The sequence below is a fragment of the Antribacter soli genome (assembly GCF_021568775.1).
In the GTDB taxonomy this organism is placed as follows: Bacteria; Actinomycetota; Actinomycetes; order Actinomycetales; family Cellulomonadaceae; genus Antribacter; species Antribacter soli.
In genome coordinates this window covers 245,341-261,565 of the sequence record NZ_JAKGSG010000025.1, presented here as the reverse complement: position 1 = coordinate 261,565, position 16,225 = coordinate 245,341, and the positions used below count along the sequence as shown (strand labels likewise).

Annotated in this window: 11 protein-coding genes; 9 read left to right on the top strand and 2 right to left on the bottom strand. The window is 71.1% G+C overall.

The annotated features are described in order from the left end of the window. Position 1: 1 nt before the first annotated feature. Entirely contained in the window at positions 2-4,393 is a 4,392-nt protein-coding gene (locus tag L1785_RS08630) for an FtsK/SpoIIIE domain-containing protein (protein ID WP_236088806.1), read from the top strand. A gap of 27 nt (positions 4,394-4,420) precedes the next feature. On the opposite strand, the gene L1785_RS08625 is transcribed toward L1785_RS08630, so the two are convergent. Then, on the bottom strand, positions 4,421-5,473 hold the full coding sequence (locus L1785_RS08625) for an isopenicillin N synthase family dioxygenase (RefSeq protein ID WP_236088805.1): 1,053 nt from the start codon (positions 5,471-5,473) through the stop codon (positions 4,421-4,423). A gap of 118 nt (positions 5,474-5,591) precedes the next feature. Here L1785_RS08625 and L1785_RS08620 point away from each other — a divergent pair, with 118 nt between their 5' ends. From L1785_RS08620 to L1785_RS08585, 8 genes are all read left to right on the top strand, one after another. Further along, positions 5,592-6,203 (top strand): helix-turn-helix domain-containing protein, encoded by a 612-nt coding sequence (locus L1785_RS08620; RefSeq protein WP_236088804.1) that lies wholly within the window; start codon positions 5,592-5,594, stop codon positions 6,201-6,203. A gap of 205 nt (positions 6,204-6,408) precedes the next feature. Next, a complete protein-coding gene (locus L1785_RS08615; RefSeq protein WP_236088803.1) occupies positions 6,409-7,707 on the top strand; it encodes an extracellular solute-binding protein in 1,299 nt (432 codons plus the stop codon). 7 nt (positions 7,708-7,714) lie between these two features. Continuing rightward, complete coding sequence (locus L1785_RS08610; RefSeq protein ID WP_236088802.1) at positions 7,715-8,653, top strand: carbohydrate ABC transporter permease; 939 nt, start codon at positions 7,715-7,717, stop codon at positions 8,651-8,653. After that, positions 8,650-9,546: a carbohydrate ABC transporter permease gene (locus L1785_RS08605; protein ID WP_236088801.1), complete on the top strand. Its 897-nt coding sequence runs from the start codon at positions 8,650-8,652 to the stop codon at positions 9,544-9,546. Before L1785_RS08610 ends, L1785_RS08605 begins: the two co-directional genes overlap by 4 nt. After that, positions 9,543-10,685 carry an ROK family transcriptional regulator gene (locus L1785_RS08600; protein ID WP_236088800.1) on the top strand — a complete coding sequence of 381 codons (1,143 nt, stop codon included), beginning with the start codon at positions 9,543-9,545 and terminating at the stop codon, positions 10,683-10,685. The genes L1785_RS08605 and L1785_RS08600 overlap by 4 nt, the downstream gene beginning before the upstream one ends. A gap of 56 nt (positions 10,686-10,741) precedes the next feature. Then, positions 10,742-12,265 carry a GMC oxidoreductase gene (locus L1785_RS08595; RefSeq protein ID WP_236088799.1) on the top strand — a complete coding sequence of 508 codons (1,524 nt, stop codon included), beginning with the start codon at positions 10,742-10,744 and terminating at the stop codon, positions 12,263-12,265. A gap of 16 nt (positions 12,266-12,281) precedes the next feature. Beyond that, positions 12,282-12,908, top strand: coding sequence for a tRNA-specific adenosine deaminase (locus tag L1785_RS08590; RefSeq protein ID WP_236088798.1), 627 nt, complete (start codon positions 12,282-12,284; stop codon positions 12,906-12,908). After that, positions 12,905-13,891, top strand: a complete 987-nt coding sequence (locus L1785_RS08585; protein WP_236088797.1) for a sugar phosphate isomerase/epimerase family protein — start codon at positions 12,905-12,907, stop codon at positions 13,889-13,891. The genes L1785_RS08590 and L1785_RS08585 overlap by 4 nt, the downstream gene beginning before the upstream one ends. 82 nt (positions 13,892-13,973) lie before the next feature. Here the strand turns inward: L1785_RS08585 and L1785_RS08580 are convergent, their stop codons facing one another. Further along, positions 13,974-15,959 carry a coiled-coil domain-containing protein gene (locus L1785_RS08580; protein WP_236088796.1) on the bottom strand — a complete coding sequence of 662 codons (1,986 nt, stop codon included), beginning with the start codon at positions 15,957-15,959 and terminating at the stop codon, positions 13,974-13,976. Between the last annotated feature and the right edge of the window lie 266 nt (positions 15,960-16,225).

Genomic DNA, 16,225 nt, shown 5'->3' with positions numbered 1-16,225 from the left:
CGTGCATGCTCTGATCACCACGCGCCACGGCTCGCGTGAAGCCCTCCTGTCCCTGGACCTGGACGAGCGGACCAAGGCGTCCGACCTGGCCGAGCGTCTGGCCGCCGAGGTGGGCGCTCCCCGGGGCAGCACCATGTACGTGGACGGCCGCCCGGTGGCGGACCGCCTGCCGACGGGCGCGGAGGCGCTCGCGGCCGACTCGGGCATCCGGGACGGCGCCGTCGTCACCTTCGCCGATCTCGGCGCGCGGGACGACGCATCGGGCGGCCCCGTCGACCTGTGTGTCACGGGCGGGACGGGCGCAGGCGCGTTGGCCCGGCTCGGGGTCGGGGAGTCCACCGTGCAGGTGGGCTCCGACGGCCGCGTCCGTGTGGACGAGCCGCGCGAGGGTGGGCTCGCCGCCATCGCCGTCGTCGTCGCGCTCGACGGCGCGGTGCGGGTGCGGCGCCTGCCGGACCCGCGCTCCGCCGGCCGCCCGGTCCACCTGGACCGGCTGGAGGAACCGCTGGGCGAGGACGACGCGCCGTGGCCTGCGGGCACGCAGCTGCGGATCGGGCCGAGCGTCCTGACGGTCCAGCCGGCCACGCGGCCCGACGCCGACCTGCGGCCCGCCGCCCAGCCGGGGCACCTGGACTACAACCGGCCGCCGCGGCTGCTGCCGCCGATGCCCGCCACGCACTTCCGCCTGCCCGCGGAGCCGGCGGCGCCCAGCCGGAACCCGCTGCCGTGGCTCGCCATGGCGATGCCCGCGGTGATGGGCATCACGATGGCGTTCGTGTTCCGGCAGCCGTACTACCTGATGTTCGCCCTGGCGTCGCCGCTGATGGGCCTCGGCAACTGGTGGATGCAGAAGCGCAACGGCGTGACCACCCATCGGGACCGGCTGAAGCAGCACGCCGACGAGCGAGCCGCGCTCGAGGAGGAGGTGCTGGACGCCGTCCGGCGCGAGCAGCACCGGCGCAGGGTGTCGAGCCCGGGGGCCGCGGAGCTGCGGCTCATCGCGACCACGCCGACGCGCCGCCTCTGGGAACGCCGCAGCACGGATGCTGACCACCTGGCTGTCCGGCTGGGGCTCGGCGACGCGACCAGCCGGGTCGAGGTGGAGGACAGCGCGGAGCCGGAGCACCGGCGCAAGACCCGCGCGACCGTGCGGTCCGTGCCGGTCACGGTGCCGCTGCGCGAGGCCGGGGTGGTCGGCCTGGCCGGCCCGGGGGACTGGCCGCGCCGCCGCGCCCGGTGGATGGTGGGCCAGCTCGGCGTGCTGCAGAGCCCGCGCGACGTCCAGGTCTACATCCTGACCAGCTCCGAGCACGTGCAGGACTGGGCGTGGGCGGCCTGGCTGCCGCACGCGCGCCCGTCGCTCGGCCAGGACGCCGTCGCCCTGATCGGGACCACCACGGACACGCTGGCCGCCCGCGTCGCCGAGGTGAACTCCCTGATCACCCAGCGCCGCGCCGCCATGGAGGGGGCCGGCAGCAAGGTCATGTCCGACCCGCAGGTCGTCGTGGTGCTCGACGGTGCCCGCCGCCTGCGCGCGTTGCCCGGCGTCGTGTCCATCCTGCGCGACGGCCCCGGCGTCGGCGTGAGCGTCGTCTGCCTGGACGGCGACGAGCAGCTGTTGCCCGAGGAGTGCACGGTCGTGGCGCTCGCCCGCGTGGACGGCGGCATGACGCTGCGCAGGCAGGACGCCGACGACCTGCGGTCCGTGCTGGTCGACGAGGTGGCCGACGACTGGTTCGAGCCGGTCGCGCGCGCCGTCGCCGCCGTGCACGACGTGACCGCCACCGAAGGTGAGGGCCTGATCCCGGACTCCGCGCGCCTCGTCGAGGTGCTCGGCATCGAGGAGGTCGACGCCGGGCAGATGGTGGCCCGTTGGCGCATGATCTCCAACGGGGGCAAGGGCAGCACCGAGGCCGTGGTGGGCGTTTCGCTGGACGGGCCGTTCGCGCTCGACCTGGTGCGCGACGGGCCGCACGCTCTCGTGGGTGGCACCACCGGTTCGGGCAAGTCCGAGTTCCTGCAGACCGTCGTCGCGTCGCTCGCGGTCGTCAACACGCCCGAGACGATGAACTTCGTGCTCGTCGACTACAAGGGCGGCGCCGCGTTCAGCCAGTGCGAGCAGCTGCCGCACACCGTCGGGATGGTCACCGACCTGGACTCCCACCTCGTGGAGCGCGCGCTCGACTCGCTCCGTGCCGAGCTCACCTTCCGGGAGCACGTGCTTGCCGACGCGGGGGCGAAGGACCTGGAGGACTACCTCGACGCACAGAGCCGCGGGCACGTCGGCCCCACGCTGCCGCGCCTGCTGATCGTCATCGACGAGTTCGCCTCGATGGCCCGCGAGCTCCCCGACTTCGTCTCCGGGCTGGTCAACATCGCCCAGCGGGGCCGCTCGCTCGGCATCCACCTGATCCTGGCGACGCAGCGCCCGTCCGGTGTCATCTCGCCGGAGATCCGGGCCAACACGAACCTCCGGGTCGCGCTGCGGATGACGGACAAGAGTGAGTCCAAGGACGTCATCGACGCAAACGAGGCGGCTGAGATCGCCAAGTCGCAGCCCGGCCGGGCCTACGCCCGGCTGGGGCACACGTCGTTGATCCCGTTCCAGTCCGCCCGCGTGGGCGGACGGCGGCTGTCGCTGTCCGACGTCGTGCAGGTGGAACCGCCGTTCGTCGCGCGTGTGCCCGTGGCCGACCTCGGCGCCCCGCCGCCCAGCCGTCCGCGGGTGAAGCGTCAGGAGAACGTCGAGACCGACCTCGCGGCCCTGGTGGAGACCCTGCGCGAGACCGCCCGAGTGGGCGGCTGGCCCGTCCCGCGGCGGCCGTGGCTGCCGGCCCTGCCGGACCTGCTCCCGCTCTCCGGTCTGCCACAGCCGACCGCGGAGTCGGAGTTCGGGTGGGCCATGGAGGACTCGCCCTCGGATCAGCGGCAGGGTCCAGCAGTGATCGACCTGGACAGCTTCGGGCACCGGTACGTGATCGGCGCTGCGGGCAGCGGCCGGTCCACGGCGCTGCGCACCACGGCGTTCGCCGCGGCCACCGCCATGCCCGTGGCCGACCTGCACCTGTACGCGATCGACTGCGGCAACGGGGCGCTGACGGTGCTGAACGAGCTGCCGCACACGGGCGCCGTCGTGCAGCGCGGGCAGGCCGAGCGGACGAAGCGGCTGCTCACGCGCCTGCAGGCCGAGCTTGGGCGGCGTCAGCAGGTCCTCGCGGCCGGGAACTTCGCCAGCGTCACGGAACAGCGCGAGCTCGCGGACCCGGGCACTCGGCTGCCGCGCGTGCTCATGCTGATCGACCGCTGGGAGAGCTTCATGAGCACCTACGGCGAGGTCGACAGCGGCAAGCTCGTCGAGATCGTCCAGGAGCTGCTGCGCGACGGCGCGAGCGCGGGTATCCACCTGCTCGTGGCCGGGGACCGCAGCCTGCTGTCGAGCCGGATGAGCGTGCTGACCGACGACGCCCTCGTGCTGCGCCTCACCGACCGGTTCGACTACGGGATGGCGGGCATCGACCACAAGAAGCTGCCCGAGGAGATCCTGCCCGGGCGCGGCTTCCGGTCGGGCAGCGGGCTCGAGGTGCAGGTTGCGATCCTCGGGGACGACCCGGCGGGCCGGGCCCAGACCACTGCGGCACGCCAGATCGCGGCCGGGATCCGGGAGCGGGAGGACGTGGTGCCGGGCACCGGCCCGTTCCGGGTGGACGACCTCCCGTCCACGATCACCGTGGACGCCGCCTACCAGTACGTCGGCCCGGAGGCGGCCAAGCCGATGTGGGCGCTGCTCGGCGTCGGCGGCGACGACCTGACCGCGTTCGGCATGGACCTGGCAGGCGACGCGCCCGCGTTCCTCGTGGGTGGCCCGTCCAGGTCGGGCCGGTCCACGATGCTCGCCGTCATGACGGAGTCGCTGCTGCGCGGCGGTACCCAGGTGGTGATCCTCGCGCCGCGGCCGAGCATCCTGCGCGACTTCGAGGGCCGGGACGGAGTGCGCGCCGTGCTGACCGGCACGGAGGTCACCGAGGAGGACCTTGCACCGCACCTCGACCCCGACGGCACGCCAGTGGTCCTGGTCGTCGACGACGGTGAGCAGGTGACCGACGCCCCGGCCAAGAACTGGCTGCGCGCCTACCTGCGAACGGCCACCGACAACCAGCGCGGGCTGATCCTCGGCGGCAACGCCTCCGAGGTGGCCGGCGGGTTCTCCGGCTGGCAGGTCGACGTCAAGAAGAGCCGGCGGGGAGCGCTGCTCAGCCCGCAGGACCGGTTCGACGGCGACCTGGTGGGCGTGAGCCTGCCGCGTTCGTCCGTGTCGTCGCAGGTGAGCCCCGGCAAGGCGCTGGTTCACCTGGGCTCGGGCGAGCTGATGACGGTGCTGGTCCCGACGGTGTAGGGCCTCGCGGCCCGGACCCGCACCAGGTCAGGAGCGGCTCGCCAGCACCCGCCCGGCCTCGCGCTCCGTGTCGGTCGTGTTGTTCACCAGACCGCGGGAGCCGTTGAGCTTCGCCTCGATGTGCTCGCCGACGGTGATCGGGCCGTAGAGCTCGGTCTCGCCCTCGGCGACGCACCCAGGGAGCGTGGTGATCACCGCGTCGACGTTGCCGTCGAAGAAGAACGCGGCGGAGCGGCGCCGCTTGATGCGGCCGTCGATCACCGGCGGCTTCACGCGGTGCAGCGTCGACCTCCAGCGCTCGTTGGTCCACCGCGCCGTCAGGTCGCCGAGGTTCACCAGCAGGGCGCCGGGTAGCGGCGAGACGTCGTGCCAGCCGCCGTCGGCGTCGAGCACCTGGAGGCCCTTGACGTCGTCGGCCCAGAGCAGCGTCACGATGCCGAAGTCGGTGTGCTCGCCCATGCCGATGAGGTCGCCGTCGAGCTCGACCCGCTCGCCCTCGGGGAGGGCGTAGTTGTTCATGCGCAGGACGTCGAGCGAGTGGTCGGTGTACGCGTCGAAGTACCCGGCGGGCAGGCCGAGCGCGTCGGTGAAGATCCGCATCATGACCCTGGCGACGACCCTGGCGTGCGACATCCACAGCTCGACGTCGCCCTGGAAGGTGTCGCTCTCGCCGGGCCAGATGTTCTCGGAGTACATGCCGGGGTCGACGTCGGCGTGCGCGTAGTCGGCGGCGGTCGCGCCGACGTTGAAGGCCTCGAAGAAGTCGTTCATGCGCTCGGCCTTCTCGACGCCGAGGCTGAGGCTGAGGCGCTCGGACCTGGGCGGGCTGTAGCCGCGGTTGACGCCGTCAGGCGCCCGGTACTGCTTCTTCACGTCGAGCGGCAGCTCGAAGAAACGGTCGCTCGCACGGCCGAGGCGCGCCCAGGCCTCGAGGGGGATCCCGTGCCCGAGGATCTGCATGAAGCCGACAGTGCGAGCCGCCTCGTCGACCTGGCGGGCGACGTCGGCCCGGTCGGCGTCGGTGCCGCCCGCGATGTAGGGGGCGATGTCGATCGCGGGAACGTGGAATGCAGCTGACATGCCGGTCTCCTCCGGTGTTCGGATACCTTCGGTCCTGTTCCCCGGGCCCGTTCCGGGACCAAGGTGATAGGTATTGGTTATCAGCATGGACCAGGATCGAGCCGGAGGGGTTAAGGCCGTGTTACAGGATCCGGATGCCGCGGCCGATCTCCGCGTCGCGGTGGGGCAGGCGATCCGGCGGGCGCGCGAGGCGGCGGGCCTCTCGATGCGCGCCCTTGCGCGCGCGAGCGAGATGAGCCAGCCGTTCCTGAGCCAGGTCGAGAAGGGCGAGACGAGCCCCTCGCTGTCGAGCCTGTACCGGCTCGCCCACGCGCTCGGGCTGCCGCCGAGCCAGCTCATGCCGCCGGTGAGCGCACCCCGCGGCGTGACGGTGCTGCGTCGCGGCGAGGGTCGCGAGCTGCCGGTCTCCGACGCGCCGGGGACGGCGAGCGGACGGCTCCTGTCCGGGGGCGCCGGTCACCTGCTGGAGGTGGTCGAGTACCACGTCGAGCCCGGCGCCGACCTCGGCGGCTGGTTCGAGTCCGACGGCGAGATGACTGTCTACGTGATCGACGGCGAGGTCGAGGTCACGCTGGAGCACGAGGGCTCCTGGCGGCTGGGGGCCGGCGAGGCGATCAGCCACCCGGCCGACATCCGGCACCGCTGGGCCCGGGTCGGCGACGGGGCGGCCCGGATCCTGCTCTCGGTCGCCCACGCGCACCCGGCGGTGGCGCCAGTGGGACCGGCGTAGCGCTAGACCGACTGTCGTCATCGCCAGGCGCGAGATTGTGCTACCTCCGCCGAAATTATTCTTCACTCCTGCGCAACCCCGTTGAAACGGCCCGTCCCTACCTTGGTAAACGGACCCACAACGAGTGGGATCAAAAACGCTACTAGGTAGCGTAATGCTGCCTGCTTGCGTCGGCCCCCACCGACTCTCGCGATAGGAGTCCCCCGTGCCACTCTCCCGACACATGACGGCCCGGCTTGCCGCCGGTGCTGCCGCCATCTCCCTCCTTGTGCTTTCCGGCTGTGGCCGCAGCGACGAACCCGCATCGTCCGCCGCGTCAGCGCGCGTCGACGACGGACCCGCTACCGGAACCGTGGAGCTCTGGGCCCCGGACGGCGACGCAACCGTGCTCGACGACGTCCTCGCCTCCTTCAAGGAGGACAACCCGGAGCTCGATCTTCAGATCACCCTGATCCCGTCGGACGAGTACACGACCAAGCTGCAGTCGGCGGTCGCCGCAGGCGGCGGGCCCGACATCGCGCAGCTCTACACCGAGTCCCAGGCCCAGTTCATCGCGGGTGGCGCCTTTGCCCCCGTGCCCGAAGGGCTGGTCGACAGCACCGCGTTCTTCCCCGGCGCGTGGGAGTCCGGCGTCGTCGACGCAGTCGCCTACTCCGTTCCCTGGTACGCCTACACGTATGCGCTGGTCTACCGCTCCGACTTCGCCGAAGCCGCGGGGGTGGAGGCGCCGGCCACCTGGGACGAGGCCATCCCGTTCTTCGAGGCCCTGCAGGCCGGGGGCGCCGAGAAGGGCCTGGGTGCGGACGTGGGCTGGGACGTCTACAACGGCCAGGACGTCACCCAGTATCTGTGGCAGGCAGGGGGCCGGCCGATGTCGGACGACGGCACCGAGTGGACCCTCGACACCCCGGAGATGATCGACGCGCTGTCGTACAACGAGTCCTTCTTCACCTCCGGGATCGCCGACCCCGACGCACCCGGCTTTCTCGACGCTCAGCCGTACTTCGTCGAGGGCAGGACGGGTGCCATGATGACCGGCCCCTGGGTGATCGGGCAGCTGGACGACGTCGCCGGCGAGGAGGGCTGGACGCAGGAGCACGTCGCGACCGCGATGGTGCCCGGCGATGCCGGCGGCAGCGTCGGCGCGATCGCGGGCGGTAGCTGGGGCGTGCTGGCCGACAGCGACAACCAGGATGCCTCCTGGAAGCTGCTGCGCCACCTCGCCGCGCCCGAGACGCAGGTCGCCCAGTACGAGGCGTACTCCTCGCTTCCCGCTGTCCGTTCCGCCTGGGACGACCCTGCGATCGCGGACCAGCCACTCCTCGACGCCTTCTTCGAGCAGCTCCAGAGCACCGAGACGTACCCGCAGGTGCAGACCTGGGCGCAGATCGCGACGCAGCTCGGCGTCGAGATGGAGGCAGTGGCCAAGGGGAGCCAGACACCGGAGCAGGCTGCGGCTGCCATCCAGTCGTTCGCCGAGAGCCTGGGCACCGGGACGGAGTAGGGCGCTCATGACCGCAACCACCACGTCGGGGAAGCCGCTGAGCGTGCGGCTTCCCCGGCGTTCGCGAAGGTCCGGCGCTCGCCGCCGCTCCGTCATCGCCTGGCTGTTCCTGCTGCCGTTCCTCGCGGTGTTCGTCGTCTACACGGCGATCCCGACCATCGCGGCACTCGGCTTCAGCCTCACGGACCTGCGAGGAACCGACCTGCGCAACCCGTTCGCGGTCGACTTCATCGGCCTCGACAACTACGCATGGCTCCTTTCCGACAGCCGGTTCGTCCGTGCCCTCGGGAACACGGCGATCTTCGTCCTGGTCGGGGTCCCGCTCACCATGCTGCTGGGGTTCGTCCTCGCCCTCGCGCTGAACGAAGGAATACGCCGGATGCGCGGCGTGTTCCGGACCATCTTCTACGCCCCCGTGGTGGCCAACGTCGTGGCCGTCGCGCTCATCTGGCAGTACGCGTTCAACACGAACGGCACGGTCAACGAGGTGGTCGCGAACCTCGGACTCGCGGGGCCGAACTGGCTCGGCGACCCGAACCTGGCGATGCCGGTCGTGATCCTGCTTGGCGTGTGGCGCAACTTCGGCACCGCCATGGTGCTGTTCCTGGCCGGACTGCAGGCCGTGCCGCAGGACGTGCACGAAGCGGCCGCCCTCGACGGCGCGGGGTGGTGGCGCCGCCTGTGGCACATCACGATGCCCCTGCTCATGCCCACGATCCTGCTCGTCTCCGTGCTGCTCACCGTGTTCTACCTGCAGGTGTTCGACGAGCCCTACCTGCTCACCGACGGCGGCCCGCTGGGGTCCACCGAGTCGGTCGCGCTGTACACGTACCATCAGTTCGGATTCGGCCAGTTCGGGCTCTCCTCCGCCGCATCCTTCGCCATCCTCGTCATGGTGACCGTGGTGAGCATCATCCAGCTCAGATTGTTGAGGCCCCGCGCATGACCGTCGTCGCGCCGCCCGAGATCACCCATGACGACGTCCGCGTCGAGCAGGGCGCCCGCCCTGCGACGCGAGCGCGTCGCACGCCGGAGGTTTCTCTGTATGCGGCCCTCGCCGCCGCCGCCGGGCTCACGCTGCTGCCCTTCCTCTGGGTGGTGAGCGGCTCCCTGCGCAGTCTGGACGACATCCGCGCCGCTCCTGGCGCGTGGCTGCCGAGCGAGGTGACCTTCGACAACTTCGTGCGGCTGTTCGCGCTACCAGGATTCAGCACCTACCTCGTGAACAGCGTCGCCGTCGCCGCCGTCGTCGTCGCGGGCAACCTCGTCGCCGCATCCGCAGCGGGGTACGCGCTCGCCAAGTTCGACTTCGCCGGCAAGCGGCTCGCCTTCGGTGCGGTCATGGCGGCGCTCATGGTGCCGTACACCGCCACGTTCGTCCCGCAGTTCGTCATCACCGTGAACCTCGGCCTCGTCGACACCCTCGCCGGTATCGCCCTGCCGAGCGTCGCGCTGCCGATCTCGATCTTCATCATGCGGCAGTACGCGTCCGCGATCCCGGACGAGCTGCTCGAGGCCGCGCGCATCGACGGTGCGGGTGAGTTCCGCATCTTCTCCCGCATCTTCGTGCCGCTGGCCGGTCCCGCCCTCGCGACGATCACGATCGTGTCGTTCCTCGCCGCATGGAACAACTTCATCTGGCCGCTCGTGGTGGCTCAGAGCACGTCGACCTACACCCTTCCGGTCGGGCTGGCCGCGACGAGCCAGGCCGCGCAGAACGTCACCGACTACGGACTCATGCTGTCCGGCGCGATCGTGGTGATGCTGCCCGTGCTCGTGCTGTTCCTCTTCCTGCAGCGCTACTTCGTGCAGGGCGTCGCCGCCACGGGGCTGCGATGACGGCGGGGCTGGATCAGAGCGCCATCCGCCGGCTCAACACCTCTGTGGCGCTGCGGGCGCTCGCCGTCTCTGCCGAGCCGATGACGATGACGGTGCTCGCCGACCAGGTCGGCCTGTCGCGGCGCACGATCGAGCTCATCCTCGCCGCCCTCGTCGAGGCGGGCTGGGTCGAAGAGCTCGAGCGGGTGCCCGTGACCGGCGGCGCGGGCAGACCCCCCCGGCGGTTCAGGCTGCGCGCGAAGCACGCCCTGCTCGCCGCGGTCCGGGTGAACACGCTCGAGGGCGCCGCAGTGGTGTCCGACGTGCGGGGGAACATCCTCGGCCGCGCCCGTCGCGCGCTCCGGGAGTATCACGATCCGCAGTCCACGCTCGACGACGCCGCCGACCTCGTGCGGGAGGCGCTGGTGGATGCCGGCGGGACTGCCGACCGCCTTCGCGCGGGCGCCATCGCGAGCGGTGGCGCCATCGACGACGACGGCGTCGTCCGGCGGCTGGTCTTCACCGAGCACTGGGAGGGCGTCGACCTGCCCGCTGAGCTGGGCAGACGCATCCGGATCCCGTGGTTCGCGGACAACGACGCGAACCTCGGAGCACTCGCCGAGCACTGGCGGGGGGCGGCGAGCGACCACGACGACGTCGTCTGGGCGCAGCTGGGCAGCCGCGCGGGCCTGGGCATCCTCATCCGCGGCAGTGTGCATCGCGGTTTCGAGGGAGCGGCGGGGGAGATCGTCGAGGCGGCCTCGATGCTGGCCGGGTCCCTCGACGACCACCCCATCGCGGGGCTGACCTCACCGGTCCATGAGCAGCGAAGGTTCGCGCGGGCGCGGATGGACGCCGCCCGGGCAGAGGACCTGGCGGCTCTGGCCGAGGTCGACGAGTTTGTCGAGCACATCGTGTCGATCCTCACCACCCTGTCCTGGACCATCGCACCGTCGCTCATCGTGCTGAGCGGTGGGCTGGAGGACGCCGCGGACGTCCTGTTGCCCCGCGTCCGGGACCGGATGCGGGCAGCGCGCAACCCGGACATCGAGCTGCGGGCCACCTCGCTCGGCTCCGACGGCCCGCTCATCGGGGCACTCAAGTTCGCCCTCGACCGCATGGACACCCAGCTGTTCGGCCCCGTCGTGCACGACGCATGACCGAGGCCGCGCCTACATCTCTGCGGCTCGCACCACCATCTATAGGAGTGACCACCTTGACCCACCCTCGCAGCGCCGACGTCCTGATCGTCGGCGGCGGCATCATGGGCTCGACCGTCGCCCGGCTGGTCCGAGAGGCAGACCCGACCGCTCGGATCCTCATGGTCGACGCGGGGGCGGTGATCGGAGACACCCCGGGACTGCACCTGCACGACGTGCCGGACCCCGAGCTGTGGGAACGCTACAACGAGCGTGTCGCGAGCGGTATCCAGGGCATGTACACCGGGGGCGGCGTGGAGCGCGAACCCGTCGGCGACGTCGTCGGGCTTCGGCCCGGGATGTTCCACGCGGTCGCGTTCGGCGAGGACGCCGAGGCGATGCCGGCGGCGGCGATCGCGTGGAACGCCGGCGGCATGGGCGTGCACTGGACGGCGGCGACCCCGTGGCCCGCCGGCGGAGAGGTGTTCGACGACGGCGACCCGCAGGGCTGGTCCGATGACCTGCGGACCGCGCGGCGCGTGCTGGGCGTGCATCCCGGCCCGATCGGTCCTACCGAGCCCGGTCGGGTCGTGCTCGACGTGTTGCGGGAGCACCTGGCCGGCACCGGACCGAGCGAGCGTGCGCCGCAGCCGATGCCCATGGCGGTCGTCCCGGCCGCCGAGGGCCTGATGACCCGCACAGGCCCGTCGGTGATCTTCCCGCCGATCGCAGCCGGCGGCGACGACCGCTTCGAGCTGCTCACCGGCGTCCTCGTGACCGAGCTGCTGGTCGACGGCGACCGGGTGCGTGGCGCGCGAGTCCGGCGGGTCGCCGACGGGACGGAGCAGGAGGTGCTCGCGGACACCGTGGTGGTGTGCGCGGACGCGATGCGAACGCCGCAGCTCCTCTTCGCCTCGGGTATCAGGCCATGGGCACTCGGGCGCTACCTGAACGAGCATGCGTTCGTCACCGGGCGGGTCCTCATGGACGTCGACCGGTTCGGGCTCGGCCTCACCACGCTTCCGCTGCCGCGGGTAGGGGAGTTCTGCACCGATTCTCTCTGGATACCGCAGAACGGGCCGGATCAGCCGTTCCACGGGCAGATCATGAACACGACCTACGTCGACGCGACCGGACATCCCCTCGCGCACTCGGTGGGCCTGTCGTTCTACTCTCCGGTGGAGTCGCGGCCCGCGAACCGCCTGGTGTTCTCCGAGACCGAGACGGACGCGGCGGGCATGCCGCGGATCAGCATCGAGTTCGCGTACTCCCGGACCGACCTCGAGCTCATCGACCGCGCGCTCGCCCGGGTACAGGAGATCGCAGAGCTGTTCGGCCCATTCGACCCCGGCACGGAGCGGGCTCTGCTGGCGCCCGGATCGTCGTTGCACCTCACCGGCACCGTCAGGATCGGGGAGCACGACGACGGCACGAGCGTCGCGGATGCCAGCGGCCGGGTCTGGGGCTTCGAGAACCTCTACGTCGCCGGCACGGGGGCGGTGCCGACCCCGGTTGTCGCGAACGCCACCCTCACCGGTGCGGTCACCGCCGTTCGCACCGCCCGAGCCGTCGCGCGGCGATCCGCCGCTCTCGCCAACTGACAGGAAGAAGCCGATCATGCTCGCGCAGCACATCTCGACCGAGTACCGCATCGCGTTGCCGCCGTGGGTGCGGGAAGAGCTCGCCGACGTGCCGGATCTGGTCCCAGAGCTGGACGACCGGATGCGGCTCGTGCACCGCCTGGCCGACCGCAACTGGCGGGAGGGGAACGGAGGCCCGTTCGCCGCCCTCGTCGCCGAGAGCGAGACCGGTCGCGTCGTCTCGGTCGGTGTGAATGTCGTGCTGGCGAGCGGGGTGTCCAGCGGCCACGCGGAGGTCGTCGCGCTGGGGCTCGCCCAGAGCCGGTCGGGAACGTGGGACCTCGGGGGCGCCGGGATGCCCGCGCACGAGCTCGTCGTCAACTGGCGGCCGTGCATCCAGTGTTATGGGGCGACCATGTGGTCCGGAGTGCGCACCCTGGTTGTCGCTGGCGAAGGTCCGGAGCTCGAGGAGATCACGACCTTCGACGAGGGTCCGCTCGGCGACGACTGGGCAGAGCAGTTCGAGCGCCGCGGCATCCGCGTCGTGAAGGACGTGCTCCGAGACGAGGCGCTCGGTGTCTTCAGCGCCTACCGCCAGGCCGTGGACTCCGGCGGACTGACGGTCTACAACGCGCGTCAGGGCGCCGGGGAGGGGGAGGCATGAAGCTGCGCGCCGACCGGGTCGCCCTGAACCCGATCCAATGGATCAACATCAAGGCCGATCCGTCAGACCCGGAGAGTGAGGATCTCTGGCTCTTCGCCGATCCGGCCTTCCGGGCCGACTATCCCGGCATCCTCGCCCAGGTGCGGGACGCCGGCTTCTCCGCGGTGATGATGGAGGTGCTCGATACCCAGACTCTGCAGTCGTACGAGCGGATGGTGGGGGATGCGGGCCTGGTCCTCGCGCCCGGCTATGCGAGCGTCGCCCTGCCGGAGGACCACGGCGCGCTGTTGTCCCGGGGAAGCGCCGAGCAGGTGCGCTGGTACGACGGCATCCGCCGCAAGGCGGAGGAGTCGAACTACTTCGGACTGGACACCATCTTCCTCGCGCCCGAGATGAGCTGGGCGCCCGGAACCCGGCGCACTCTGGAGCAGACGGCTGTCGGGGCGGACTTCGACGGCTCTCGCCTGGATCGCGTCATAGACATCCTCGGAACCGCGGCGGAAGTCCTCGGTCAGGAAGGCGTGCGCGCCGGACTGCACAACCATGTGGGCACGTGGATCGAGACCGAGGAAGAGATCGAGCGCGCCCTCGCCGCGATTCCCCCGTCCCTGCTGGGCGCCTCCTTCGACGTCGGGCACCTTGCGTGGGCGGGGATCGACCCCGTGCGGATGCTGAAGCGGCATGCCGACCGGTTGCTCGACCTCCACATCAAGGACCTCGACCTCACGGTGGTCGCGGCCAGCCGTGCCGAACCGTCGTCCTACAACAGTGCTGTCGACCGCGGCCTGTTTCGCGAACCGGGACTCGGAGACATGGACCTCGATGCTGTGCTCGCGGCGCTGCCGGATGGATGGGACGGCTGGGTGATCGTCGAGGTCGACCGTGCCTCGATGGACCCGAGGGCCAGCGCCGACGTGAGCCGCGCCTGGGTTGAGGCCCGGCTCACCGCCGCTGATCAGGCTCTCGGCCACGGCGGGCACTGAAGGTTCAGGCCGCAACCCGAGACAGCAGAAGGAGCCCCGCCCGGCCGGTTGGCTGGGCGGGGCCCCTTCGGGGGCGCCCGGGTCAGGCGAGGCAGCCGCCGAGGGCGATTGCCCCGTCGATGACGGCGATGCGGTCGATGACGGCGGCGTACTGGGCCTGCAGACCGGCGACGACGGTCTTCTGGGCGGCGACGGCGTCGCGGTTGGGCTTCTTGGCGCTCTCCAGGGTCCGCAGGGTCGCGGACTCGGTGACGATCTTGGCGTCGAGCGCGGACAGGTCGGCCTTGGCGGTAGCCAGCGCGGCCTCCTTCTCGCTGATCTGCTGGTTGAGCGTGTTCAGCGAGGACTGCAGCGGGGTGAGCTGGTTCTGCAGGGACAGGATCGTGTTCTCCGCCGCGGTGATCGAGGCGTTCACCGTGTCCAGGGTCGTGATCAGCGTGGCGACCTCACCGTCCAGCGTGGCCACCTCGGCGGTCTGCGTGGTGACCGCGGTGTTCGCCGCGGCGAGGGTGGCCTGGAGGCCAGGCAGAGCCTCCTCGAGGGCGTTGAGCTCACCCTGCTTGGTGGTGATCTCCGCCTTCGCGGCCGTCAGGTCACCGATCAGCCCCGGCAGGGACGCCTCGAGTGCGGCGATCTCCGCCTTCTTCGCGGTCACCGCGGCATTGGCGTCGTTCAGGGCGGTGTTCGCGGCGGCCTGGCCGGCCTTGGCATCGGCCAGCGCCTCGGTGGCGCTGGCGACCTGCCCGTTCGCGCCGGCGAGGCTGGTCTGCAGGCCCGGGAGCTGCTCCTGGAGGTCGCTGCTCTCCTGCTGCTTGGCCGACAGCTGGGAGTTGAGAGCAGCCAGTTGATCCTGCAGCTCGGTCAGGTCACCGTTCAGGGCGATGATCAGCGCGGTCTTGGTCGCGGCCTGCTGCTCTGCGGCGGCGATCTGCGCCCTCAGCGCGTCGATCTGGGCCTGCAGCTCGGCCCTCTTCTTGGCCGATTGGCTCTTCAGCTCCGCGAGCTCGGTCTCGACGGCCGCGAGCTGGGCTCGCAGCGTGGTCGTGTCGGTGGTCGGCATCGCGGTGGCGGCGGCGATCTCCTGCTGCTTCGCGGTGATCTCCGCGCTCTTGGTGGCGATGTCACCCTGCAGGCCGGCGATCGCGGTCTGCAGCGAGGGGAGCTCGGCCTCGATGGTGCTGATCTGCAAGGTGAGGGTCTGCACGCTCTGCTCGGCCAGGCGCAGGTTCTCCTCTGCCCTGACGACCGCGGCGTTCGCGGCGGCGGCATTGGTGGCAGCGGTCTCGGCGGCGGTCTCCAGCGCCGGCAGCGCCGCCCGAGCGTCGGCTACCTCCCTCTCGGCCGCGTCCACCGCGGCCTGCGCCGCATCCCCCTGGGCGACCAGCCCGGCCAGCTCCTGCGTCGCCTGCGCGATCGCGCCCAGCTGGGCGTTGACGGCGTTCTGCGCCGTCGTCGCCGTCCTGGTCAGGCTCTCCAGGCGGGTCTTCGCCGCGGCCAGGTCGGCCTCCTTGGTGGCCAGGCTGCTGACCACGCCGGCCTTCTGGGTGGTCAGGCCGGCCAGCTCGCTCTGGGCGGCGGTCAGCTTGGTCTGCAGCGGGGTGATCTGGTTGACCAGCGTCGTGCGCTGACCCTGCAGCGTGGTCAGCTCGGTGTTCGCCGTCGCGATCGCGGCGGTCAGCGTCGCCTTGTCCGCGGTCAGCTTGGTCAGCGACATCGTCACCGTGTCGATCTGCCCGACCAGCGCGGCGTACTGCGCGTCCAGCGCGGCGATCTCCTTCTCCGCAGCGGCGACCTGCGCCGTCAGGCTGTTCTGCGTGGTGACCAGCGCGGCCCGTTCGGCCTGCAGCTTCGCGATCTGCTCGGCGTTCTGGCGCGCCGCGGCCCTGAGCAGGTTCGGCTGCACGCTGCCCCGGTGGGCCAGCTGGTTCGTCACACCGTTGCAGATCCCGGTGGTCTGGCTCGTCGTGCCTGTGGCCGGCCCGGCGATCATCAGCATCCCGGCGAACATCCCCGGCAGAACTACGGCGGTACCAACACGGCGAGCGGTCTTCTGCGTGCGCACAGACATGAGGCGTCTCCTCGACAGAGGTGCGAGAGACTCCCAGATGAGAAGTCGCTCTTTCAACAGGTGAGACCGACTCTAAGGCAAACATGCGTGAGACGCAAGGTTTCTTCTCAAGTTAGTTTACCGCCAGCGAAAGGTCTGTGCGTCAGGGCGGTGTCGACACGACCGGACCGGGGCACCTCGACGCGCGGGACAGTTGAGCCATACGGTGTGAGCGACCGTGCGTCCCGGACCAGGAGGCGACCCATGGAGGTCGTACTGCCGATCCC

What these genes read in the sequence shown, in the direction of transcription:
- L1785_RS08625 (WP_236088805.1), bottom strand. Translation starts at nt 5,473, where the DNA reads ATGTCAGCTGCATTCCACGTTCCCGCGATCGACATCGCCCCCTACATC.
- L1785_RS08610 (WP_236088802.1), top strand. Translation starts at nt 7,715, where the DNA reads ATGACCGCAACCACCACGTCGGGGAAGCCGCTGAGCGTGCGGCTTCCC.
- L1785_RS08605 (WP_236088801.1), top strand. Translation starts at nt 8,650, where the DNA reads ATGACCGTCGTCGCGCCGCCCGAGATCACCCATGACGACGTCCGCGTC.
- L1785_RS08600 (WP_236088800.1), top strand. Translation starts at nt 9,543, where the DNA reads ATGACGGCGGGGCTGGATCAGAGCGCCATCCGCCGGCTCAACACCTCT.
- L1785_RS08590 (WP_236088798.1), top strand. Translation starts at nt 12,282, where the DNA reads ATGCTCGCGCAGCACATCTCGACCGAGTACCGCATCGCGTTGCCGCCG.
- L1785_RS08585 (WP_236088797.1), top strand. Translation starts at nt 12,905, where the DNA reads ATGAAGCTGCGCGCCGACCGGGTCGCCCTGAACCCGATCCAATGGATC.
- L1785_RS08580 (WP_236088796.1), bottom strand. Translation starts at nt 15,959, where the DNA reads ATGTCTGTGCGCACGCAGAAGACCGCTCGCCGTGTTGGTACCGCCGTA.